At 63.1% G+C, this 19932-nt stretch carries 19 protein-coding genes; 14 read left to right on the top strand and 5 right to left on the bottom strand.

What is annotated here, in order from left to right; genetic code table 11:
• Window positions 1–17: 17 nt before the first annotated feature.
• Complete coding sequence (locus AU381_RS20035) at window positions 18–806, top strand: SDR family oxidoreductase (RefSeq protein WP_064243496.1); 789 nt, start codon at window positions 18–20, stop codon at window positions 804–806.
• Window positions 807–1020: 214 nt separating this feature from the next.
• On the opposite strand, the gene AU381_RS20030 is transcribed toward AU381_RS20035, so the two are convergent.
• Complete coding sequence (locus AU381_RS20030; RefSeq protein ID WP_064244148.1) at window positions 1021–1740, bottom strand: GntR family transcriptional regulator; 720 nt, start codon at window positions 1738–1740, stop codon at window positions 1021–1023.
• 199 nt (window positions 1741–1939) lie between these two features.
• Here AU381_RS20030 and AU381_RS20025 point away from each other — a divergent pair, with 199 nt between their 5' ends.
• The 12 genes from AU381_RS20025 to AU381_RS19970 all read left to right on the top strand — a co-directional run bounded on the left by AU381_RS20025 (window position 1940) and on the right by AU381_RS19970 (window position 15595).
• Complete coding sequence (locus AU381_RS20025) at window positions 1940–2773, top strand: substrate-binding periplasmic protein (RefSeq protein ID WP_064243495.1); 834 nt, start codon at window positions 1940–1942, stop codon at window positions 2771–2773.
• Between the two features lie 79 nt (window positions 2774–2852).
• A complete protein-coding gene (locus AU381_RS20020; protein ID WP_064243494.1) occupies window positions 2853–3632 on the top strand; it encodes an amino acid ABC transporter ATP-binding protein in 780 nt (259 codons plus the stop codon).
• Window positions 3633–3641: 9 nt separating this feature from the next.
• The gene (locus tag AU381_RS20015) at window positions 3642–4304 is read left to right on the top strand and encodes an amino acid ABC transporter permease (RefSeq protein WP_064243493.1); all 663 of its coding nucleotides are present in this window, start codon (window positions 3642–3644) and stop codon (window positions 4302–4304) included.
• 10 nt (window positions 4305–4314) lie between these two features.
• Window positions 4315–4980, top strand: coding sequence for an amino acid ABC transporter permease (locus AU381_RS20010; RefSeq protein ID WP_064243492.1), 666 nt, complete (start codon window positions 4315–4317; stop codon window positions 4978–4980).
• Between the two features lie 28 nt (window positions 4981–5008).
• Window positions 5009–5887: a dihydrodipicolinate synthase family protein gene (locus tag AU381_RS20005; RefSeq protein WP_064243491.1), complete on the top strand. Its 879-nt coding sequence runs from the start codon at window positions 5009–5011 to the stop codon at window positions 5885–5887.
• Between the two features lie 61 nt (window positions 5888–5948).
• Window positions 5949–6983, top strand: a complete 1035-nt coding sequence (locus AU381_RS20000) for a proline racemase family protein (RefSeq protein ID WP_064243490.1) — start codon at window positions 5949–5951, stop codon at window positions 6981–6983.
• Window positions 6984–7010: 27 nt separating this feature from the next.
• Complete coding sequence (locus tag AU381_RS19995) at window positions 7011–8258, top strand: NAD(P)/FAD-dependent oxidoreductase (RefSeq protein WP_064244147.1); 1248 nt, start codon at window positions 7011–7013, stop codon at window positions 8256–8258.
• Window positions 8259–8288: 30 nt separating this feature from the next.
• The gene (locus AU381_RS19990) at window positions 8289–9764 is read left to right on the top strand and encodes an aldehyde dehydrogenase family protein (protein WP_064243489.1); all 1476 of its coding nucleotides are present in this window, start codon (window positions 8289–8291) and stop codon (window positions 9762–9764) included.
• Complete coding sequence (locus AU381_RS19985) at window positions 9764–10798, top strand: proline racemase family protein (protein WP_064244146.1); 1035 nt, start codon at window positions 9764–9766, stop codon at window positions 10796–10798. The genes AU381_RS19990 and AU381_RS19985 overlap by 1 nt, the downstream gene beginning before the upstream one ends.
• A 10-nt stretch (window positions 10799–10808) precedes the next feature.
• The gene (locus AU381_RS19980; protein WP_064243488.1) at window positions 10809–11570 is read left to right on the top strand and encodes an SDR family NAD(P)-dependent oxidoreductase; all 762 of its coding nucleotides are present in this window, start codon (window positions 10809–10811) and stop codon (window positions 11568–11570) included.
• A 15-nt stretch (window positions 11571–11585) separates the two neighbouring features.
• On the top strand, window positions 11586–12341 hold the full coding sequence (locus AU381_RS19975) for an SDR family NAD(P)-dependent oxidoreductase (protein WP_064243487.1): 756 nt from the start codon (window positions 11586–11588) through the stop codon (window positions 12339–12341).
• A 248-nt stretch (window positions 12342–12589) separates the two neighbouring features.
• Window positions 12590–15595, top strand: a complete 3006-nt coding sequence (locus tag AU381_RS19970; protein ID WP_244520113.1) for a PAS domain S-box protein — start codon at window positions 12590–12592, stop codon at window positions 15593–15595.
• Between the two features lie 24 nt (window positions 15596–15619).
• Here the strand turns inward: AU381_RS19970 and AU381_RS19965 are convergent, their stop codons facing one another.
• Window positions 15620–16015 (bottom strand): response regulator transcription factor, encoded by a 396-nt coding sequence (locus tag AU381_RS19965; RefSeq protein WP_064243485.1) that lies wholly within the window; start codon window positions 16013–16015, stop codon window positions 15620–15622.
• A gap of 453 nt (window positions 16016–16468) precedes the next feature.
• Between AU381_RS19965 and AU381_RS19960 the strand changes: the two genes are divergently transcribed.
• Complete coding sequence (locus AU381_RS19960; RefSeq protein ID WP_064243484.1) at window positions 16469–17104, top strand: response regulator transcription factor; 636 nt, start codon at window positions 16469–16471, stop codon at window positions 17102–17104.
• 714 nt (window positions 17105–17818) lie between these two features.
• On the opposite strand, the gene AU381_RS19955 is transcribed toward AU381_RS19960, so the two are convergent.
• The 3 genes from AU381_RS19955 to gfa all read right to left on the bottom strand — a co-directional run bounded on the left by AU381_RS19955 (window position 17819) and on the right by gfa (window position 19662).
• Window positions 17819–18139 carry a hypothetical protein gene (locus tag AU381_RS19955; RefSeq protein ID WP_064243483.1) on the bottom strand — a complete coding sequence of 107 codons (321 nt, stop codon included), beginning with the start codon at window positions 18137–18139 and terminating at the stop codon, window positions 17819–17821.
• Window positions 18140–18508: 369 nt separating this feature from the next.
• The gene (locus tag AU381_RS19950) at window positions 18509–18904 is read right to left on the bottom strand and encodes a hypothetical protein (RefSeq protein ID WP_064243482.1); all 396 of its coding nucleotides are present in this window, start codon (window positions 18902–18904) and stop codon (window positions 18509–18511) included.
• Window positions 18905–19086: 182 nt separating this feature from the next.
• A complete protein-coding gene (gene gfa, locus AU381_RS19945) occupies window positions 19087–19662 on the bottom strand; it encodes an S-(hydroxymethyl)glutathione synthase (RefSeq protein WP_064243481.1) in 576 nt (191 codons plus the stop codon).
• Window positions 19663–19932: the final 270 nt, after the last annotated feature.

The raw sequence follows: 19932 nt of genomic DNA, 5'->3' as shown, positions 1-19932 counted from the left end.
GCGAGGAATACGTCATCATGTCCGAAATCACGCTCAACGCGCCGAAACTGTTCGATCTCACCGGAAACGTCGCCCTCGTGACGGGTGCTGGCAGCGGTATCGGGCAACGCATCGCCTTGGGGCTGGCGCAGTGCGGGGCGGATGTCGCGCTGCTCGATCGCCGCACCGACAACGGGCTCGCCAAGACGGCGGAATTCATCGCTGGCACAGGGCGCCGCAGCATCCAGATCGCCGCCGACGTGACCAGTGGCGCGGCGCTCAGCGAGGCCGTCGCCCGCACGGAAGCCGAACTGGGCCCGCTCACTCTCGCCGTCAACGCTGCCGGCATCGCCAACGCCAATCCGGCCGAGGAGATGGAGGAAGACCAGTTCCAGACGATGATGGACATCAACCTGAAAGGCGTCTTCCTGTCCTGCCAGGCGGAGGCCCGGGCGATGCTGAAGAACGGCCGCGGGTCGATCGTCAACATCGCCTCGATGTCCGGCGTGATCGTCAACCGCGGCCTCAGCCAATGCCACTACAACGCCTCGAAGGCCGGCGTCATCCATATGACGAAATCGATGGCGATGGAATGGGTGGGCCGCGGCATCCGCGTGAACACGATCAGCCCCGGCTACACCGCCACGCCGATGAACACCCGCCCTGAAATGGTGCATCAGACCAGGCTGTTCGAGGAGCAGACCCCGATGCAGCGCATGGCGACGGTGGACGAGATGGTCGGGCCCGCCGTTTTCCTTCTTTCGAATGCGGCAAGCTTCGTTACCGGCGTCGATCTCCTGGTCGATGGCGGCTTCTGCTGCTGGTGAATTCCACAAGGCCGCCGCGAGCTGACCGCGTGCTTTTTGCCGCAGGAGTTCCTTATCTAGGTTTGTTCTCAGGGGCGGGGTGAGAATGCCCGCCGGCGGCGTCCGGAGCGATCCGGGAGCCTGCGAGCGCTTCCACCGATGTGAAAGGTCAGCGGACCCGGTGGCGGCCGGGACCGACGGTTATGGTGCCCGTGCCGACGAACCCGACACGCATTTATTCGGCTGCCTTGCGCCGCGCGAGCGAGACGTCCGTCGTGTAGTTCTCGCGCATGAAGTTGATGAAGTTCTGCTGGAACTGCCGCGTATGGGCATGCGCCAGTTCGTCGGCGAGATCGACGTTCTTCGCCCGGATCGCCTCCAGCATCTGGTTGTGCTCGTCCGTCAGCAGATAGCCTTCGTGGGTGCGTTCCAGATATTCGAAATGCAGGTGCAGCATTCGCTGGCCCTGATTGAGCAGGCGCTCGTAAAAGGCCGCCAGGTAGGGGTTCCTCCCGGCATGGGCGATCGCCATGTGAAATTGCTTGTTAGCCTCGGACATCTTGAGGTGATCGCCGGTTTTCACGGCCGTCTCGAACTCCTTCTGCCGCTTGGCAATTGCCTTCAGATCCACCTCGGTCCGCAGCTCCGCGGCGAGCCGTGTGTTCATCCGCTGCGCGATGTCCAACGCTTCGACATATTTCGGGAAGGTCCCCACCTCGATCGGCGCGACGATCGTGCTGCGATTCGAAAGCGTCACGACAAGATCCTCGCCCGCGAGCCTGATCAAGGCCTCGCGAACAGGTGACCGCGACATGTCGAAACGTTCGGCGAGCGTACTCTCGTCCAGGAGCTGGCCGGGCGCGAGCGTCAGTGCCAGGATTTCGTTGCGCAACGTCTCGTAGACGTTTTTCCAGCCAGTGCCCCTGGCTCGTTTCACTTCAATTTCGTCAGACACTTGGCTCGCTTTCTTCGATGCTCGACCCATAGGGCCAGAAAATCGCAGCGCCGACAATGTAAAATTTCCGCTTGACTTTGTCGACACGTAGACGACATAAATTTCCTTGTCGACACGTAGACGACAAAAAGCAAAGATCGGCTGAAGCCGACGAGAGGAACCGCGCGCGCTGCGCGCCCGTCAAACAGAGGAAATGACGATGCTTTCGAAGATGCTTTCGCCCGTCCTGCGGGCGCTGCCTGCGCTTGCCCTGATCACTGGTCTTTCAACCACCGCTGCATCCGCCCAGACCGCCGAAGGTTACTGGCAGGGCGTGCAGAAGGCGGGCGTCCTTCGTTGCGGCGCGGCTGTCGCTCCGCCCTATGTGATGCGCGATCCGGCGAGCGGCGAATATTCCGGCTTCTTTGCCGATCTCTGCCGCGAATTCGCCGAGACACTGAAGGTCAAGCCGGAATTCGTCGACACCACCTGGGACAATATCGTCGCCGGCCTGCAGGCGGGAAAGTGGGATCTTTCGCTGGCGCTGAACAGGACGCCGGCGCGTGCCATGGCCGTGCAGTTCTCCGTTCCCGCCATGCAGTACCAGATCTCGCTCGCCTACAACAAGGAGAACCCGAAAATCCCGGCCGGCGCGGCCTCGGTTGCCGATATCGACAAGAAGGACGTGACGCTGGCGGTCATGTCGGGCTCCGCCCAGGACAAGGCGATCACCGCCGCGGTCAAGAACGCGACCATCCTGCGGCTGCCGGGCAACGATGAAACGCGCCTCGCCATCGTATCACGGCGCGCCGACATCCTCGTCGATGCTTCTGACACGAACCAGCTCTTCACCCAGTCGAACCCCGATTGGGCCGTCGCGCTCAACCCGACGCCGGCGCTGGCGAAACAGGGCGTGGCCTTCGGCCTGCCGCATCAACTGTCGGCCGCCGATGTCGAGGTAGTGAACATCTTCCTCGAGGAAAAGGTCGCGACCGGCCACGTGGAAGAACTGATCCGCAAGGCCGTCGATGAGGTGCTGAAGAGCGCGCAGTGACGAAACTGTAGGAGCCGGGCGCGGCCCCACGTGCCTGCCCGGCCACTCTCATCCCTTCTTTTGACCAGCGAGGTCGGCGATGACCATGTCCTTCAGTGCTCCCCTTGTTAAAATCCAGTCCCTCTACAAGAGCTACGGCCCGCATATCCAGGTTCTCAAAGGCCTCGATATCGAGATGAAACCTGGCGAACGGGTCGTCGTCATCGGCCCGAGCGGCGGCGGCAAGAGCACGCTGCTGCGGGTGATGATGGGCCTTGAGAAGATCGACAGCGGCTCTATCAGCTTCGGCGGCAAACCCTATATCTCGTCGGAGGGCGCCGACAGGAAAACGGAGATCGATTCCGAGGTGCGGCGCTCGATCGGCATGGTGTTCCAGCACTATACGCTGTTCCCGCATCTGTCCGTCATCCAGAACCTGATCCTCGCGCCCTGCAAGGTGCGCGGCGAAGCCAAGGCGAGCGCCACCAAGCGGGCCCAGGCGCTGCTCGAGCGCTTCGGTCTCGGCGCCAAGGCGAATGCCTATCCGGCGCAGCTTTCCGGCGGCCAGAAGCAGCGCGTCGCCATCGCCCGCGCCCTGATGCTCGATCCGAAGCTGATGCTGTTCGACGAGGTGACCTCGGCCCTCGACCCCGAACTCGTCGCCGAAGTCGAACAGGTGATCCTGCAGCTTGCCGCCCAGGACATGCCGATGATGATCGTCACCCACGACATGTGGTTTGCGAAAAACATCGCCTCCCGCGTCATCTTCTGCGCCGGCGGCGTGGTCGTCGAGGACGGACCACCCGAGCAGGTGCTCGGCGCGCCCAAGGAAGAGCGCACCCGCGAGTTCATCGACCGCGTCTTCCATATCCGGCACTAGGAGGGGCAGATGGGATATTCCTTCGACTTCCAGTCCGTCTCCTTCGGGCCGCTCTGGGAAGGGCTGATCGTCACGCTCGAGCTGACCGTCGCCGCCAATCTGATCGGCGTCGTGCTTGGATTTCCGCTGGCGCTTCTCATCATGAGCCGCTTTGCGCCGATCCGGCTGCCCGCCATGCTCTTCGTCGAGTTCTTCCGCTGCACCCCGGCGATCGTCCAGATCGTCTGGTTCTTCTACTGCGTGCCGATGCTGTTCAACGTCTTCCTCGGCTCGATGACGATGGGCATCCTGGCGCTCGGCCTGAACCTGATGGCCTTCAACGCCGAGGCCTATCGCGCCGCGATCCAGGCGGTTCCGCGCGAGCAGCTCGATGCCGGGATCGCGCTAGGTCTCAACCCGCTGCAGCGCACGCTCCATATCGTGCTGCCGACCGCGGTGCGGGCCTCGATACCGGTCCTGCTCACCAACGGCATCGGCATCTTCCAGCAGACTGCGCTGGTTGCGATCGTCGCCGTCCAGGACCTCATGTACCAGGCGAAGACGCTGGCGACGGAGACCTACAGGCCGATCGAGACCTTCACCATCGTCGCTCTGGTATACTTCGCTGTCTCGTTCCCCGTCTCGCAGATCGTCGGCCATCTCGAACGCCGCCGCCAGCTGATGATGAGCTGAGGAGAACACAATGGCCCTCGACTTTTCCATCATCCTTCGCTTCCAGGACGCGCTGCTTCTCGGCCTCTGGACGACCGTCAAGCTGACGCTGGTCTGCATCGTTCTCGGCTGCAGTCTCGGCTTCTTCATCGGCCTCGCCCGCACGTCGCGCAGCGCCATCCTGCGCGCTGCCTCCAGCGTCTATGTCGAGTTCTTCCGCGGCACGCCGGTGCTCGTCCAGCTCTTCTGGATCTTCTTCTGCCTGCCGCTAATTCTCGGCGTCGAGCTCTCCAATCTCACCTCGGGCGTGATCGCTCTCACCCTCTATATGGGCGCGATCACCAGCGAGACCTTCCGCGCCTCGCTGAAGTCCATCGGTCCGGAACAGCTCGACGCCTGCGTCGCACTCGGTCTGCCGCGCCGCGTCCAGGTGACGAACGTCATCCTGCCGCAGGCGGTGCTGCGCGCTGTGCCGACGCTGCTTTCGAACTGCGTCAGCCTGTTCAAGGAAAGCGCGCTCGTCTCCGCCGTCGGCATGGCCGACCTTATGTTCGTCGGCCAGAACATTTCCAACAATACGGCGCGCCCTATCGAGGTGCTGACGGTGGTCGCCCTCATCTACTTCGTCATCGCCTTTCCGCTCACCCGTGCCGTCACGCTGGTCGAGCGGCGCGTGCTCGCCAAGCTGGCAATCTGAACCGAATTCTTTCGAAAGGAGACATCCGATGAAACTCTCTGGCGTCATGCCCGCCCTCGTCACCCCGTTCGACGCGAACAACAGGATCGACTTCAAGGCCTTTGAAAAGCTGCTGGCCCATCTGCGCGAGGCCGGTGTCACCGGCTGGGTTCCGAACGGCTCGACGGGGGAGTATTTCAGCCAGTCCACGGAAGAGCGCCGCGACGTGCTGCAATTCGTCAAGGATTTCGCCAAGCCGGGCGAAATCCTGATCGCCGGCACCAATGCGCCCGCCACCCGCGAGGTTATCGAGCAGACGGCGATCGCCAAGGAGATCGGCTATGACACTGTGCTGCTCGCTCCGCCGTTCTACACCCGGCCGACACAGGCCGAACTGATCCGGCACTACGAAACTGTGCTTGATGCGGTGGATGTGAACCTGGTCCTTTATTCCTATCCGGCCAAGGATGGTTCGGACATCAGCTTCGAGCTGATGGACCATTTCGCCGACAATCGGCGCGTCATCGGCATCAAGGAAAGCTCGGGAGTGTTGCAGCGCGCGATCGACATCGCCAGCCGATACGAAGGCCGCATCCAGCTGGTTTCCGGCTCCGACGACATCGCACTCGACTTCATGTTCTGGGGTGCCGAGAGCTGGATCTGCGGGCCGTCGAACTGCATGGCCAAGGCCTGCTGCGATCTCGACCGGACGTTTAGGGCCGGCGATCTCGACCAGGCGCGTGCGCAGATGAAAACGCTCTACCGCGCGATGAACATCCTGGAAAGCGGCAAGTTCGTGCAGAAGATCAAGTATGGCTGCGAGCTCCAGGGCCTGCCCATGGGTGAGTGCCGGGCGCCGCTCGGCCCCCTGACCGACGCGGAGAAGGCCGAGTTCAGGGCGGCAATGGAGCCAATCCTTAGCTGGTAAGAACCGACCCGGCGGAGCGGCTCTCCCGCTCCGCCCGACTTAATGTTCCGAGGAGATCGAGATGCGCTTCAAGAAAGTCCTGTCCGTTGTCGACTGCCATGCCGAGGGCGAAAGCGGCAAGGTGATCGTCGGAGGTGTCGGCCAGGTGGCGGGCCAGACGATGTTCGACAAGAAGCTCCATCTCGAAGCCCACATGGACGACATCCGCAAGATGGTGCTGTTCGAGTCACGGGGCGCGGTGTGGCACAACGCCAACATCGTGCTGCCGTCTAACCATCCCGAAGCGGACATGGGATATGTCATCCTCGAGACGACCGAATATCCGGCGATGTCGGGCTCGAACACGATGTGCGTGGCGACGGTCCTTCTCGAGACCGGGATCCTGCCGATGCAGGAACCCGTCACCAATCTCACGCTGGAGTCCCCCGCCGGATTGATCCGCGTCCGCTGCGAGTGCAAGGACGGAAAGGTGACCAGCGTCCGGCTCGTGAACCAGCCGGCGTTCTGCTACCATATCGACAGCAACATCGAAGTCGCGGGCCTGGGCACGGTCCGCGTGGACATCGTCTATGGCGGCATGACCTACACGATGGTCGACGCGGCCGATCTCGGCTTCTCCATCGATCCCTCCGAGGCGCGCGACCTGTGCGAAGTCGGCCAGAAGCTGAAGTTCGCGGCCGCCGAACAGCTTGCCGTCGAACATCCTGAAAATCCCGCGATCCCCGGTATCACCAACACCGAATTCATGGGCCCTCTGCGCCATGAGAACGGCCAACTGGTCGCGAAGAACTGCGTCGTCGTCTCGCCGGGGCGGTGCGATCGGTCACCCTGCGGAACAGGCTCGTCGGCGAGACTGGCGCTTCTCCATGCGAAAGGCCTGATGAAGGAAGGCGAGACGCTGATCCATGAATCCATCACGGGCAGCAAGTTCGCCTGCACCATCGACGGTCGTGTCAAAGTGGGTCGCTATGATGCCGTGGTGCCGGCCATCGCCGGCCAGGCCTGGATCACCGGTCTCTACCAGATGGGCATGGACCCGACCGATCCCTATCCCGAGGGCTTCACGGTGGCCGACACCTGGATGACCACGGTTTGAATGCAGCGCCACTTCGAGAAAAGAAAAATGAGCATTGACGAGGGTCCTGTCGTTGTCGTCGGCGCCGGCATTATAGGCACTACCATCGCCTATGAGCTGCAGCGCCGCGGGAAAGCCGCCGTGCTCATCGAGCGGGACCCGGAGGGCAAGGGCGCCTCCTACGGCAATATGGCATCGATCGCCGTCACCGAATTCATGCCGGCCTCGCGGCCATCCGTCTGGGCGCAGATGCCGAAATGGCTGATCGATCCGGAGGGACCGGTGCGGATCCGCCCCTCCTACATGCCGAAGCTCACGCCGTGGTTTCTTCGGTTCCTGGAAGCGAGCCGCCCGTCGCGACTGAAGGAACTGGAGGCGGCAGGCGCGGTGCTGTGCCGTCGTGTCTACGACGATCTGATGCCTCTGCTGCAGGCGGCGGAACTGACGGACATGCTGACCGAGGAGGGATGCCTCAGCCTCTACGCCGACGAGGCCGAGTTCAGGGCAGACCGCGAGCACATCGCCATCCTCGAGCGCTTCGGCTTCCGCCACGAGATCCTCGGCAGCAACGCCATCCGCCACCTCGAACCCGCGCTGACGTCGAAGATTGCAAAGGCGGTGCTGTTTCCCGACAACCGCTCGATCCGCGATCCCTACAAACTCCTCCTGAAGCTGCGCGACAAGTTCCTGGTGCTCGGCGGCAGGATCGAGCAGGGCGAGGTGGCCGGTTTCATTCATGGCGACCGTGTCCAGTCGGTGCAACTCAAGGATGGGCGTGCGCTTGAGGCATCGGAGATCGTGCTTGCAGCCGGCGCCTACACCGGCAAGCTGGCGCGGCTTCTCGACGAGCCGATCCCGCTCGAAACAGAGCGCGGCTACCACACGCACATCATGGCGCCGGGCATCTCGATGAGCCACTCGATCATTTGGCCGGCGCGCGCCTTCATGGTGACGCCGACGGCCGGCGGCATCCGTGTGGGCGGCACGGTGGAGATGGCCGGGCTCGACGCCGCGCCGGATTACCGACGGGCGAAAGTGCTCGTCAAGCGGGCGCGGGAGGCGCTGCCGGAGCTGCGCGCCGAGAAGACGACCGAGTGGATGGGCCACCGGCCGGCGCTTCCCGACACTGTACCGATCATCGGCCCTTCGGCGAAACACCGCGGCGTGTTCTACGCCACCGGACACGGCCATCTTGGCCTTACCTACGCGGCCACGACCGGGAGGCTCATCGCCGACCTCGTCATCGGCGTCCAGCCGCCGATCGATCTCAAGCCATACCGTGTCGACCGGTTCTGACGGCCGGCGTGGGAAACAATGGAGCGAACAATGCGCAGCGAACTCTATATCGATGGAAAATGGACGGCGGCCGCGAACGGTAGGACATTCGACGTCGTCAATCCGGCGACGGAAGAAGTGATCCACAGAATTGCCGCGGCGACGGCAGAAGATGTCGATACTGCGGTGAAGGCCGCGCGTCGCGCCTTCGACAAGGACGGCTGGCCGAAACTCTCGGGGGCGCAGAGGGCAAAGTATTTGCGCGCCATCGCCGAGGGCATCCGAGCCCGGCAGGCGGAAATCGCCCGCCTCGAGTCGATCGACAACGGCAAGCCGTTTCCGGAAGCCGACTGGGATGTCGCCGATGCCGCAGGCTGCTTCGACTTCTATGCGGGGCTCGCCGAACAGCTCGACAACAACCCGGAGGAGCCGATCGCGCTTGCCGATGCCCGCTTCACCTCCAAGGCGGTCAAGGAGCCGATCGGCGTCGCCGGTGCGATCATCCCCTGGAACTACCCGCTGCTGATGGCGGCATGGAAGGTGGCGCCGGCGCTTGCCGCCGGCTGCACGGTCGTGCTGAAGCCGGCCGAAGTCACCTCGCTGACAGCACTCGAACTCGCGGCGATCGCCGATGAAATCGGCCTGCCGCCCGGCGTCCTCAACATCGTCACCGGCTCCGGTTCGATCGCCGGGCAGGCGATCATCGACCACAGGCAAGTCGACAAGCTCGCCTTCACCGGCTCCGGTCCGGTCGGCTCGAAAATCATGGCGGCCGCGGCGCGCGACATCAAGCGCGTCAGCCTCGAACTCGGCGGCAAATCTCCCTTCGTCGTATTCGACGATGCGGACATAGAAGAAGCGGTCGAATGGATCATGTTCGGCATCTTCTGGAATCAGGGCCAGGTCTGCTCGGCGACGTCGCGCGTGCTCGTCCAGGATGGGATCTACGATCAGCTCCTTGCGCGGCTCGTCGAGGAGACCCAGAAGATCAGGATCGGCGACGGTCTCGAAGCCGGCGTGCTTCTCGGACCGCTGGTCTCCAAGCGCCAGCACGAGCAGGTCGTCGCGGCGATCAAGGCGGCGAAAGCCGCCGGCGCAACGGTTGCCTGCGGTGGCAAGCGGCCGGAAGGTTTCGAGAAAGGTTACTATCTCGAACCGACGGTGCTCACCGACGTACCGCTGGAGAGCGACGCCTGGCGCGAGGAGATCTTTGGTCCGGTCGTCTGCATCAAGCCGTTCTCGACCGAAGAGGAAGCAATCGAGCTTGCCAATGACTCTCGCTTTGGCCTCGCCGCGGCGGTGATGTCGAAGGATGATGTCCGAGCCGAGCGGGTCGCGAGCGCCTTCCGCGCCGGCATTGTCTGGATCAACTGCTCGCAGCCCACTTTCACCGAAGCGCCCTGGGGCGGCTACAAGGAGTCCGGCATCGGCCGCGAGCTCGGCCGGTGGGGTCTCGAAAACTATCTCGAGACAAAGCAGATCACCCGCTTTGCTGCCGGCGAGAAATGGGGCTGGTACATCAAATGATGAACTGGGACCGTTCGCTTGATCTCCTCGAGGTCCATTGCCAGGGCGAGATCGGCAAGGTGATCGTCGGCGGCGCGCCGGAAATCCCCGGCGCCACCATGCTGGACAAGATGAACTACATCAACCAGATCGACGACAGCCTCCGCCGCTTCGTCACCTTCGAGCCGCGCGCCAGCGTCGCCATGTCGGTCAACCTACTTGTCGCGCCGACGCGGCCCGATGCCGATGCCGGCTTCATCGTGCTGCAGGCCGACCGCGCCCATCTGATGTCCGGCAGCAATTGCATCTGCGTCGTCACCGCCCTTCTGGAAAGCGGCACGGTCGCGATGCAGGAGCCGGAAACGGTCGTGCGCCTCGACACGCCCGCCGGGCTGATCGTCGCCCGCGCCACCTGCCGGGACGGCCGCTGTTTGTCAGTCAGCCTCGACAACGTGGCGAGTTTCGCGGAGGCGCTGGACCGGGAGATCGAGACGCCACGCTGGGGCCGCATCAGGGTCGATATCGCCTTCGGCGGCGTCTACTACGCGATCGTCGATGTCGATCAGGTCGGCAGCGAAATTGTGCCGGCCAATGCGCGCTATCTGGCCGAGGCGGGGATCGAGCTGAAATCGCTGATCTCCGAGCAGGTGACGGTGAAACACCCGGAACTGAGCGGTGTCGACGAGATCGCCTATGTGATGTTCCGCGGGCGCGAGCCGGACGGCGCGGTGCGCACCTGCACGACGCTGAAGCCCGGCCGGGTCGATCGCTCCCCCTGCGGGACCGGCAGTTCGGCAAATCTCGCGACACTTTACGCGCGCGGCGAGATTGCCGTCGGCGACCGGCGGACGTCGCGCTCGATCATCGGCGGCGAGTTCACGGCGGAGGCGATCGGTGTCACCGCGGTCGGCGGACGTCCCGCAGTGCTGCCGCGGATCACCGGACGCGGCTGGATCTACGGTCGCGAACGGCTGCGCGTTTCCGACGAGGATCCGTTCAGAAGCGGCTTTGCACTTTCCGACAGTTGGGGCCCGCAGGTCGATCAGCTCGGTTGAGGAGGGAAGCATGTCCATCAAGTCCCTGTCGGGCCAGACCGTTCTCGTCACCGGCGCCTCCGGCGGCATCGGCGCCGCGATCGTCGAGCGCCTGGCGGAAGAGGGCGCTTGTCCGATCATACACTACGGCCGCGACAGAGCGGGAGCGGAAGCGCTGCTTGCCCGCATTTCCGGGGAGGGGTTTCTAGTGCAAGCCGACCTTTCGGCGGCCGAGGGGGCATTCGAACTCTGGCGCCGGGCAGAAGAAGCGGCCGGGCGCATCCATGCGCTCGTCAACAATGCCGGTATCCGCACCGAGATTACGATCGACGTCGGCCCCGAAGCCTGGCGTAAGGCCTGGCAGAAGGAGTTTCAGGTGAACTTCTTCGCCGCCGCCGATCTCTGCAAGCAGGCGCTTACCCATTTCAAGGCGCATGGCGGCGGGCGGATCGTCAACATGGCAAGCCGCGCGGGGCAGCGAGGCTATGCGGCCGATGCCATGCCCTATGGCGCGACGAAGGCGGCGCTCGTCAATCTCACGAAATCGATCGCCCGCAGCTTCGGTGGCGCCGGCGTCGTGGCGCTGGCGGTCGCACCCGGCTGGGTCCGGACGGAGATGGCCGAGGACTTCATCGCGAAATTCGGTAAGCAGGCCGCAGTCGCCGACATACCGATCGGCGAGATGGCCGAGGCCTCCGAAATTGCCGAACTCGTCGCCTTCGCGCTGCGCCCTTCGCAGTGCTCGCTGAACGGCGCGACGCTCGACGTCAACGGCGGCAGTTACATTCGATAGCTTGAGGAGCAAGAAATGGAAAGATTCGAAGGCCAGGTTGCGGTCGTCACCGGCGGAGGTGGCGGCATCGGTTCCGCGATATCGTGGCGGCTGGCGGATGAAGGAGCGCTGGTCGTCGTCTCCGACGTGAACGGCGAAGCGGCAGCGGCCGTCGCTGCCGAGATCGTCGCTGCCGGAGGTTCTGCCATTGCCATCGCCGCCGACATTTCTCAGCGACAACCATCCTTCGCTCTGATTGCCGAAGCATTAGCGCAGAAGAAGCGCATCGACATTCTGGTCAACAATGCCGGTATCAACCGTCGCGGCAACCTCCTGTCGCTGACGGATGACGACTGGCACGCGAGCTTCGCGGTGAACCTCGATTCAATGTTCTATCTTTGCCGCGCCGCGATCCCCCACATGATCGAGGCGGGCGGCGGCGTCATCGTCAACACCGCCTCGCAATGGGGGCTCCATCCGGCGCCGAATCACGTCGCCTACAACACCTCCAAGGCTGCGGTCGCTGCCTTCACGCAGAACCTCGCCCGCGACTACGCCCCGCACAAGATCCGGGTGAACGCCGTCTGCCCCGGCGAAATCCATACGCCGATGCTCGAGGCGGGAGTGAAGCGTTCGGGACGCACGATTGCGGATCTCGACAAGCTCGTTCCATTCGGCCGGATCGGAAAGCCGGAGGAGGTCGCCGCCCTCGTAGCGTTTCTCGCTTCCGACGAATCCGCGTTCATGTGCGGCTCGCTCGTCGAGATAACGGGCGCCCAGGCGGTTGCCTGAAGTGGATAGGTTCCCGTTCAGTGCTTCCAGCATCGCACACCGAAGCATTGGGAACTGCCTTGTTCGCCGTGGATTGCGGGAGCCCATCGAGGAGAGCAATATAAGCAATATCTGATCTGCTTTTCCGGGGGAACTCGGCGATCATGTTACGGCACCGCTTAATCTTCCCCGTCGCGGGCGTCGTTCTCGTTCTATGTCTCGTTCTGGCCGGTTTGTGGATCTGGACGGGAAACGTCATTGTGTCGCTCATGTCCGAGCGCCTCATCCGGGAGGTGACGCAGGCGGTCAATCGCGATGTCGGACACCTGGTGCGCGGCGCCGACCGAGCGGTATCCCGCCTAACCAGCGGTCTAGTCCGTCGCGACGTATCGCTCGGCGACGCGAATGCGGTCGCACGAGAGCTCTACGGTTTGCTGGAAGACGAACCCGGAGTTGACTGGATGTTCTTCGGCAACGAGGCCGGTGGCCTCGTATCGGTCGGCCGACTGGCAGATTCAAGCGTCGTGTTTCTGATGACCGATGATTTTCGTGCCGGTGTCGTGCGCGAGTTCGAGGCATTGGAAGGCGGCAGGGTCGGCCGTTTGCGGAAGTCGGAAGGCTCTTTCGATTCGCGCCGGCGGGGCTGGTACGCAAAGGCGAAGGAGACGGGCGAGCGGTACTGGACCGAACCCTATCTCGGGGTCGAGCCGATCCTGGGCATCTCGCATTCCGCCCCGGTCTTCGACAAGGACGGCAAATTCGTCGGGGTGGGCGGGATTGATCTCATCCTCACGCAACTTTCCAGGTACCTGGAGACGCTCGAAGTCGGCGAGAACGGGCGGGCCTTTCTCGTCGACGGCACCGGACATCTGATCGGGGCGTCGGGAGGCGTGTCGCCGGTCACCATCGGCGCCGATGGCGGGCACTTGCGGCTGCAGGCATCCGACGCCCCTGATCCCATCGTCGGCGCAACCGCGGACTATCTTGGTCGGCACCCAATCAATGCCGGGTCCTCCGGGCCGAGCGTGTTTTCCTTCAGCGACCCGGAGCGCGGCAGGATCTTTGCGGCGGTCGATCGGGTCGAACCGGCTGCGCTTGAGTGGACCATCGTCTCGGCGGTGCCGGCTTCGGATTTCCTGAAACCTGTGTTCCGCGCCGCCTTTCTCTCGATGGGCGTCGGCGCCCTCATCATCGCTGCCTTCGTGGTTCTCGGGCTTGGAGTGGTCGGTCGCACCCTGCGGCCGCTCACCGGGCTGACGCAGGCGGCGCACGCGATCGCAAAAGGGGAATGGCAGGAAGTACCCGAGGTTCGCCGGAACGATGAAATCGGCCTGCTTGCCGAGGCGTTCACGCTCATGACTTCCCGCCTCAAGGAAACATTGGAGGGGCTGCGGCGAAGCGAAGCCAATTTCGCCGAAGCGCAACGCGTTGCTCATGTCGGCTATTGGGAGCGTGATCTCGGCACCGACTGTCTCACCTGGTCGGAGGAGACATTCCGCATCTTCGGGATGGCCCCGCAGGCGGGCATGGTGGTCAGCCTTGCCGAAGCGGTTGAGCGGATACATCCGGAGGATCGCGCGTTCTGGAGCCAGGCCGCGGAAAAGGCTGTGCGCGGAGAATCCCGCTACGAACTGGAGTATCGCATCGTCAGGCCCACTGGCGAGTTGCGCTTCGTCCACAGCCAGGGGGATCTGACGAGGGATGCATCGGAGAGCCCGCGCAGCATGTTCGGCACGATCCAGGACATCACTGAGCGTAAGAGGGTGGAGGAGGCTCTGCGAGACAGTGAGGAGCAGTGGAGAGCCGTCTTCGAGAACAACCCGACGATGTACTTCATGGTGGACGCGGCCGGCATCATCGTGTCCGTGAATCCCTTCGGAGCGGAGCAGCTCGGCTATACGGTCGACGAACTGACCGGCCGCGCGGTAACGGATGTCTTTTACGAGCCGGACCGCGACGCCGTGCAAAGGCATGCGGCCGCCTGCCTTCAACATCTCGGCGAGGCGATGAGCTGGGAGCTGCGCAAGATCCGCAAGGACGGCTCCATGCTCTGGGTCCGCGAGACGGCCCGGTCGATGGTGATCAAGAAGCGACCCGTGATCCTGATCGTGTGCGAGGACATCACCGAGCGCAAGCGCGCAGAAGAGGCTGCCCGGCGCAGCGAAGAGGAGCTTCGCGAGGTCATCGAGACGGTTCCGGCGATGGTGTGGACCGCCTTGCCCGACGGTCGCGTCGACTTCATCAATCGGCGGTGGCAGGAGTTCACAGGCTTGTCCCTCGACGGAAGGCCGGGAGCGGGCTGGGAGCCCGAAACCCGGTTTCACCCCGACGACCTTGAGCAGTATCTGTCGAAGTGGCGTGCGTCCTTGGCGACGGGCCGTCCCTTCGAGGCTGAGGTGCGTATCCGTCGTTCGTCCGACGGCGAGTATCGCCGGTGGCTTGAAAGCGCGGTACCGCTCAGGGATGAACGCGGAAGCATTCTCAAATGGTATGGATTTCTCGTCGACATCGAAGACCGAAAGCGGGCCGAGGAGGCGCTGCAGCAGGCGCAGGCAGAGCTTGCGCATGTCACCCGCGTGACGACCATGGGCGCGCTGACCTCCTCGATCGCCCACGAGGTCAACCAGCCGCTGGCCGCCGTGGTCACCAACGCCAACGCGGCCCTGCGCTGGCTCGCGAGCCAGCCGCCCAACATCGAAGAAGCGCGCGAGACGCTGGGGCGCATTGTCCGGGACGGCCACCGCGCCGGCGAGGTGATCGGCCGGGTGCGCGGCCTCCTGAAGAAGACAGCCATCGTCACGGCGCAGGTGGACCTGAACGGCCTCATCGAAGACTCGATAGCGCTCGTTCACGGTGAGGTGCGCGGCCACCGCGTCCTGCTGCGCACCGAACTGGCGCAGGACCTCCCGCCTGTCGTAGGCGACCGGGTGCAACTGCAGCAGGTCATTCTGAACCTGGTGATGAACGGCATCGAGTCCATGAAGAAGGTGGCCGACCGCCCACGCGAGCTCATGATCAGGTCCAGGCCTGAAGCGGCCGGGATGGTGCTGGTGGCAGTGCAGGACACCGGCATCGGCCTCGGCCCCGAGGATCCGGAGCGCGTGTTCGAGGCGTTCTACACGACCAAGGCGGAGGGTCTGGGCATGGGCCTGGCCATCTGCCGTTCGATCATCGAGGCGCATGGGGGACGGCTATGGGCCGAGGCGAACGAGCCCTTCGGGGCGGTGTTTCAATTCACCCTGCCTTCCGACCTGGACGAAAGCGCGCCGAGCTAGATCAGGCAGAAGGCCGCCAGGCCGTCATCCATCGCCTTCGACGTCGCTCCTGCGTTCCAGCGCAGAACGGATGCAATTCAGCAGAGCCTGCTCGCCGAATGGCTTCTCCAGATAGCCGACTATGTCCGGACCCAACCGGCGCGCGCGCACATTCTCGTTCGGATAGGCAGTGATCAGAACGGTCGGTATGCTCACGCCCAAGGCGACGAGCCGGTGGTGCAGATCAAGCCCGCTCATTCCTGGCATGTGGATGTCCGTTACCAGGCAGTCGGTGCGGCGGAGACGGGGGAATTTAAGGAAATCATCGGCGGATGAAAACGCCTCCGCGTCAAATCCGAGCGATCTCATCAGGCCCTTGGTAGCCTCGCGCATTGACTGGTCGTCATCGACGATCGCAATTAGAAGCTTTTTGGTTGGCACTGCCGACTCCGAGTACGCGATGGCGTTTTGCAGAAATCCAGCGTTGCGGGCAGGTCGTAACTTACATCAGCGTGCGTGGGCGACAAAGGCACAGGAACCTATACAATGGTATAGCTCTCTTAGAACTGGTGGTCGCCGCGACGGGCGTGATTTGCGAGTTTGCGGGCCTTTTCGGTCCAGCCGGTTGCCGGTTTTTTTGAGCCGGCGGGGTCATTCGGCAGAGGCGCAACGTCATGGCCGGCCAGCCCGATCGCCCTCGCAATTGGCCTTGTGGCTGAGTTGATTAGGGCGCATTCTAAGTTGCGAGCGGCTTCGTTTCGGCACTGGCTGAGGAGAGGGGAGTGTTCACATCGCGTCACCGGCGCTCCGTCGCATGGGCTCCGTCCGGTGCCGCAGCAGCGGGTGCAGGCAGCTTGCGTCCGCAAGAGGCGGTTCCCTGTGAGGGGCGATGACATGGCCGAGGTGCCCGCAACCGTCATTGTCATCGATGATGATCCGGCGATCCGCGAGGCGCTTGGCAGCCTGCTGCGATCCGTCGGCTTTGACGTGAAACTCCTCGCCTCGGTGAGCGACTTGCTCAACTCAGGTCGGCCCCGCGGGCCAACCTGCCTCGTGCTGGATGTCCGCCTGCCGGGACAAAGCGGACTTGAATTTCAGCGAGAGTTATCGCGGAGAGGCATTCAGTTGCCCATCGTCTTCATCACCGGGCATGGCGACATCCCCATGTCCGTACAGGCGATGAAAGGAGGGGCGATCGAGTTCCTGACCAAGCCGTTCCGCGATCAGGATCTGCTCGACGCCGTCCACGCCGGCCTCGCGGTCGACCGCGTTTGGCTTGAGAATGAAAGGGCGTTGGCCACGTTGCATGCAAGTTACGAAAGCCTGACCCCGCGGGAGCGCGAGGTGATGGCCTTGGTGGTGGCGGGACGGCTGAACAAGCAGATCGCCGGCGACTTGGGGGTAAGCGAAATAACGGTGAAGGTCCACCGAAGCCAGGTCATGCAGAAGATGCGGGCGAAGTCCTTGCCGGAACTCGCCCGCATGGCGGACAAGCTGAAGCTCGCGCCAGGAAATCCGCAAGGCTCATAGGTTCGTATAATTCACATGAACCGACGTATAGGTCATCCCCTCCGCATCGGTATCCGATCCTTCCTCCGGGCCGATAGTCCGGGCGGAAGCGTACTGTTACCATCAGGATACTTCTTCCCGTCGGGCCATTTTCTTCCAAATCGGCCCGCCTCAGGCCCCTCCCTCCCGGAGGGGCCTTTTTTGTCTCAATATCGAAATCGGCCCCTGATTTCCAGACGTCATGCGTGGTCGAACACCCGGGCGACAGCGGGAACAAATTAGCGGATCGATCATGTTGGAAAGAGGGGCCGCCGCGATCGGGAGCACCAACCTGGTGGCGACCTCGACAGAGGCAGCAAGCGGACGACTTGCTTAGATCCTAATGTATCGTCAACGAATGTGCCGGAGGGCTAAGTTCCTCATCCACCAGGCGGACAAGCTCCAGCGAGTACCATGAAAGGCCGAACCGCGTCCCGGTCACGTACAGGGTGAAGGCGGATGTGCGGGCGTGCAAAGCTCGGCCCCCGCGAGGGGCGGTGGGGTCCCGTGGCGTGACGCAAAACGTCATCAAATGTGCTTCCGAGTGAGTATTCGGCCGTGATGGATAGTCTGGCGGCATGTAGAGCGGATGGCCCGGAAGCGCGGTCCAGCCTTCCGATATGCGCCGGGAGAACAGCTGCAACGGGAGCAGATCGATTTCGATGCGGTTGGGTTCCTGTGTCATGGTCACAATCCCTAGAAGGAGCGCGGAGGAACGAAGAGGCAAATGGTGCGACCCGTGGGCTCGCCCGCCACCGTGCAGTGGTGGAACTGGCCGTCCGGACTGTTCTTGATGCGGGTATCCCGCGGAATGATCAGCTCGCCAGTGAGCTTGATGACATAGCCTTGAGGGCCTTCGAGAACCGCTTGATCTCGGATTTCGCGGCAGTCCATTCCGCTGCAGCACGAGAACGGATAGGTCCATCCGTTCGGCTGTGCCGCCGTTGGTGTCGCATCATGCGCAACTGCCGGAGCAGCTGTAGCGACAGCAAAGAGAAGGACTGCTCGCTTGCTCATGATCCGCACCTCAGTTGAGCCGCTTTCATAGCGGCTCGGTCTCGGGCGTTCCGCCTATCAGTCCGCATGCATGGCGCTTGCAGGAGACGGCTCCGCGGCTATGTACAATCTGAGCATAGCAGTATGGTCCCCAGCCGAACTATTGATCGGGAGGAAGGATCGGATATCAACGAGGAGGGGATCCCCTATACGGCGGTCTAGGTGCCTTTATACGGGGTCGTGCGGCAAGAGAGGATCACGCGCATTGCCTTTGGGAATAGCCGCCGCGAGAAGCGGCGGTCCTGAGAAGGCACGCATACCGCCGTTGCGATCGTCAAGAAATCATGTGGCGTGCGGAAACGTCAGCCCGTCGTCGCTTGGACGAGGTCCTCACTTTTCGCCGATCAGGTCCTTGATTTCCGTCAGCTTCTTCATGCAGCCCTGCTCATCACCGGCTTCGGCCATCTTGCGGGCTTCCGCTGCGAGCTGGCTTGGCTTGTCGGCACTTTCACCGGTCCGCGTCCCGGTGACCTGCTCCTGATGCGGCGAAACCGCTTCCGTCTGGGTGCCGGTCGATCCGGTTATCTCAGTTCCAACACCTTTTTTCTGTTCGCCGGCCGTGACCTCTTCCTGGTGCTCCGTAACGGACGCGCCCGACCCGCTGGCGCCCGTCTCCGCGGAAACAATGGCTTGCCCGAGCTTCTCGAGTTCTTGGCGGCAGTCCGCGAATGCCGGCGCAGCCAAAAGAAGCGGGATGGCGGTAGCTGCTATGAGACGTATGGACATTTTGCTCTTCGCTCGCTGTTGGGGGACGCAATGCATCCGTGACACTCCTGGAGCCAAACAAAGCTCTACGCGAAGAGTTCCCTGTAGACGGCTGACTTTCTTTTAAATTCAACTCGCGCTTAGGTGTCTCAGCGCGCCTTGATCGGTGCGCTGAGAGGCGGAATCGGCCCGGTTTTTGCCGATTAGCTGGAAAGTGCGCCCGATTTCTTCGCAACCCAGGTGGCGACATAGTCCATCAGGGCTGGCGACAGGCAGTCATAGGGCTCCAGCCCAATCTCCCTCAACCGGGCCCGGATGGCATCCATGCGACTGGGATCGACGCCGGATTCGATGATGGAGGACACGAAGGCAGCAAAGCCGGGCGGAGCCCAGCCCGATTCCTGGAAGCGCTCGGGGTGGATGAAGTCCAGCCCCTGGAAGGCATGCTCTCGCTCCACCGGCCCATACATGTGTACGCCGCATTGCCTGCAGGCATGCCGCTGAATGAGCGCGGAGGGATCGACCACTTGCAGCTTGTCGCCGTTCTCGATCACGGTCACCTTGTCGTGCGGAACAACCGCGACAATGGAGAAATCGGCGCCGCGGGGCTTCCAGCATTTGGTGCAGCCGCAGGCGTGGTTGTGGGCAATCTGTCCCTCGATCCTCACTTTGACCGGCCTGTCCGTGCAGTCACAGACAAGCGTGCCTCCGGCAAAGTTCGGGCTGGCCGCTCTGATGCCGCCGTCCACCGCCGGATGAATGCGAATTGAACTGTCCATTGCGTGTCCTCCCTGTTGTGCCGAAGCCCGATCCGTCTCGGATGTTGTGTGGCGCTTCGGCCTACTGCATGTTTCCTTGAATCGTAGCCGCCTTAAGGACAAAGACATTCAGGAATTCAAAGTGCTACATCGTACTTTGTGCGTCTGGTAAGACGCGCGGCGCTGTAGTTCGAGCGCCCGGCGGATACGCTCAGTAGACCACGACGCTCCTGATGCTTTCGCCGGAATGCATCAGTTCGAAGCCCTTGTTGATGTCGTCGAGCGGCATGG

This window comes from Sinorhizobium glycinis, assembly GCF_001651865.1.
GTDB classification, from domain to species: Bacteria; Pseudomonadota; Alphaproteobacteria; order Rhizobiales; family Rhizobiaceae; genus Sinorhizobium; species Sinorhizobium glycinis.
The sequence above is the reverse complement of the archived record's forward strand: the minus strand, read 5'-3'. Positions and strand labels throughout refer to the sequence as shown.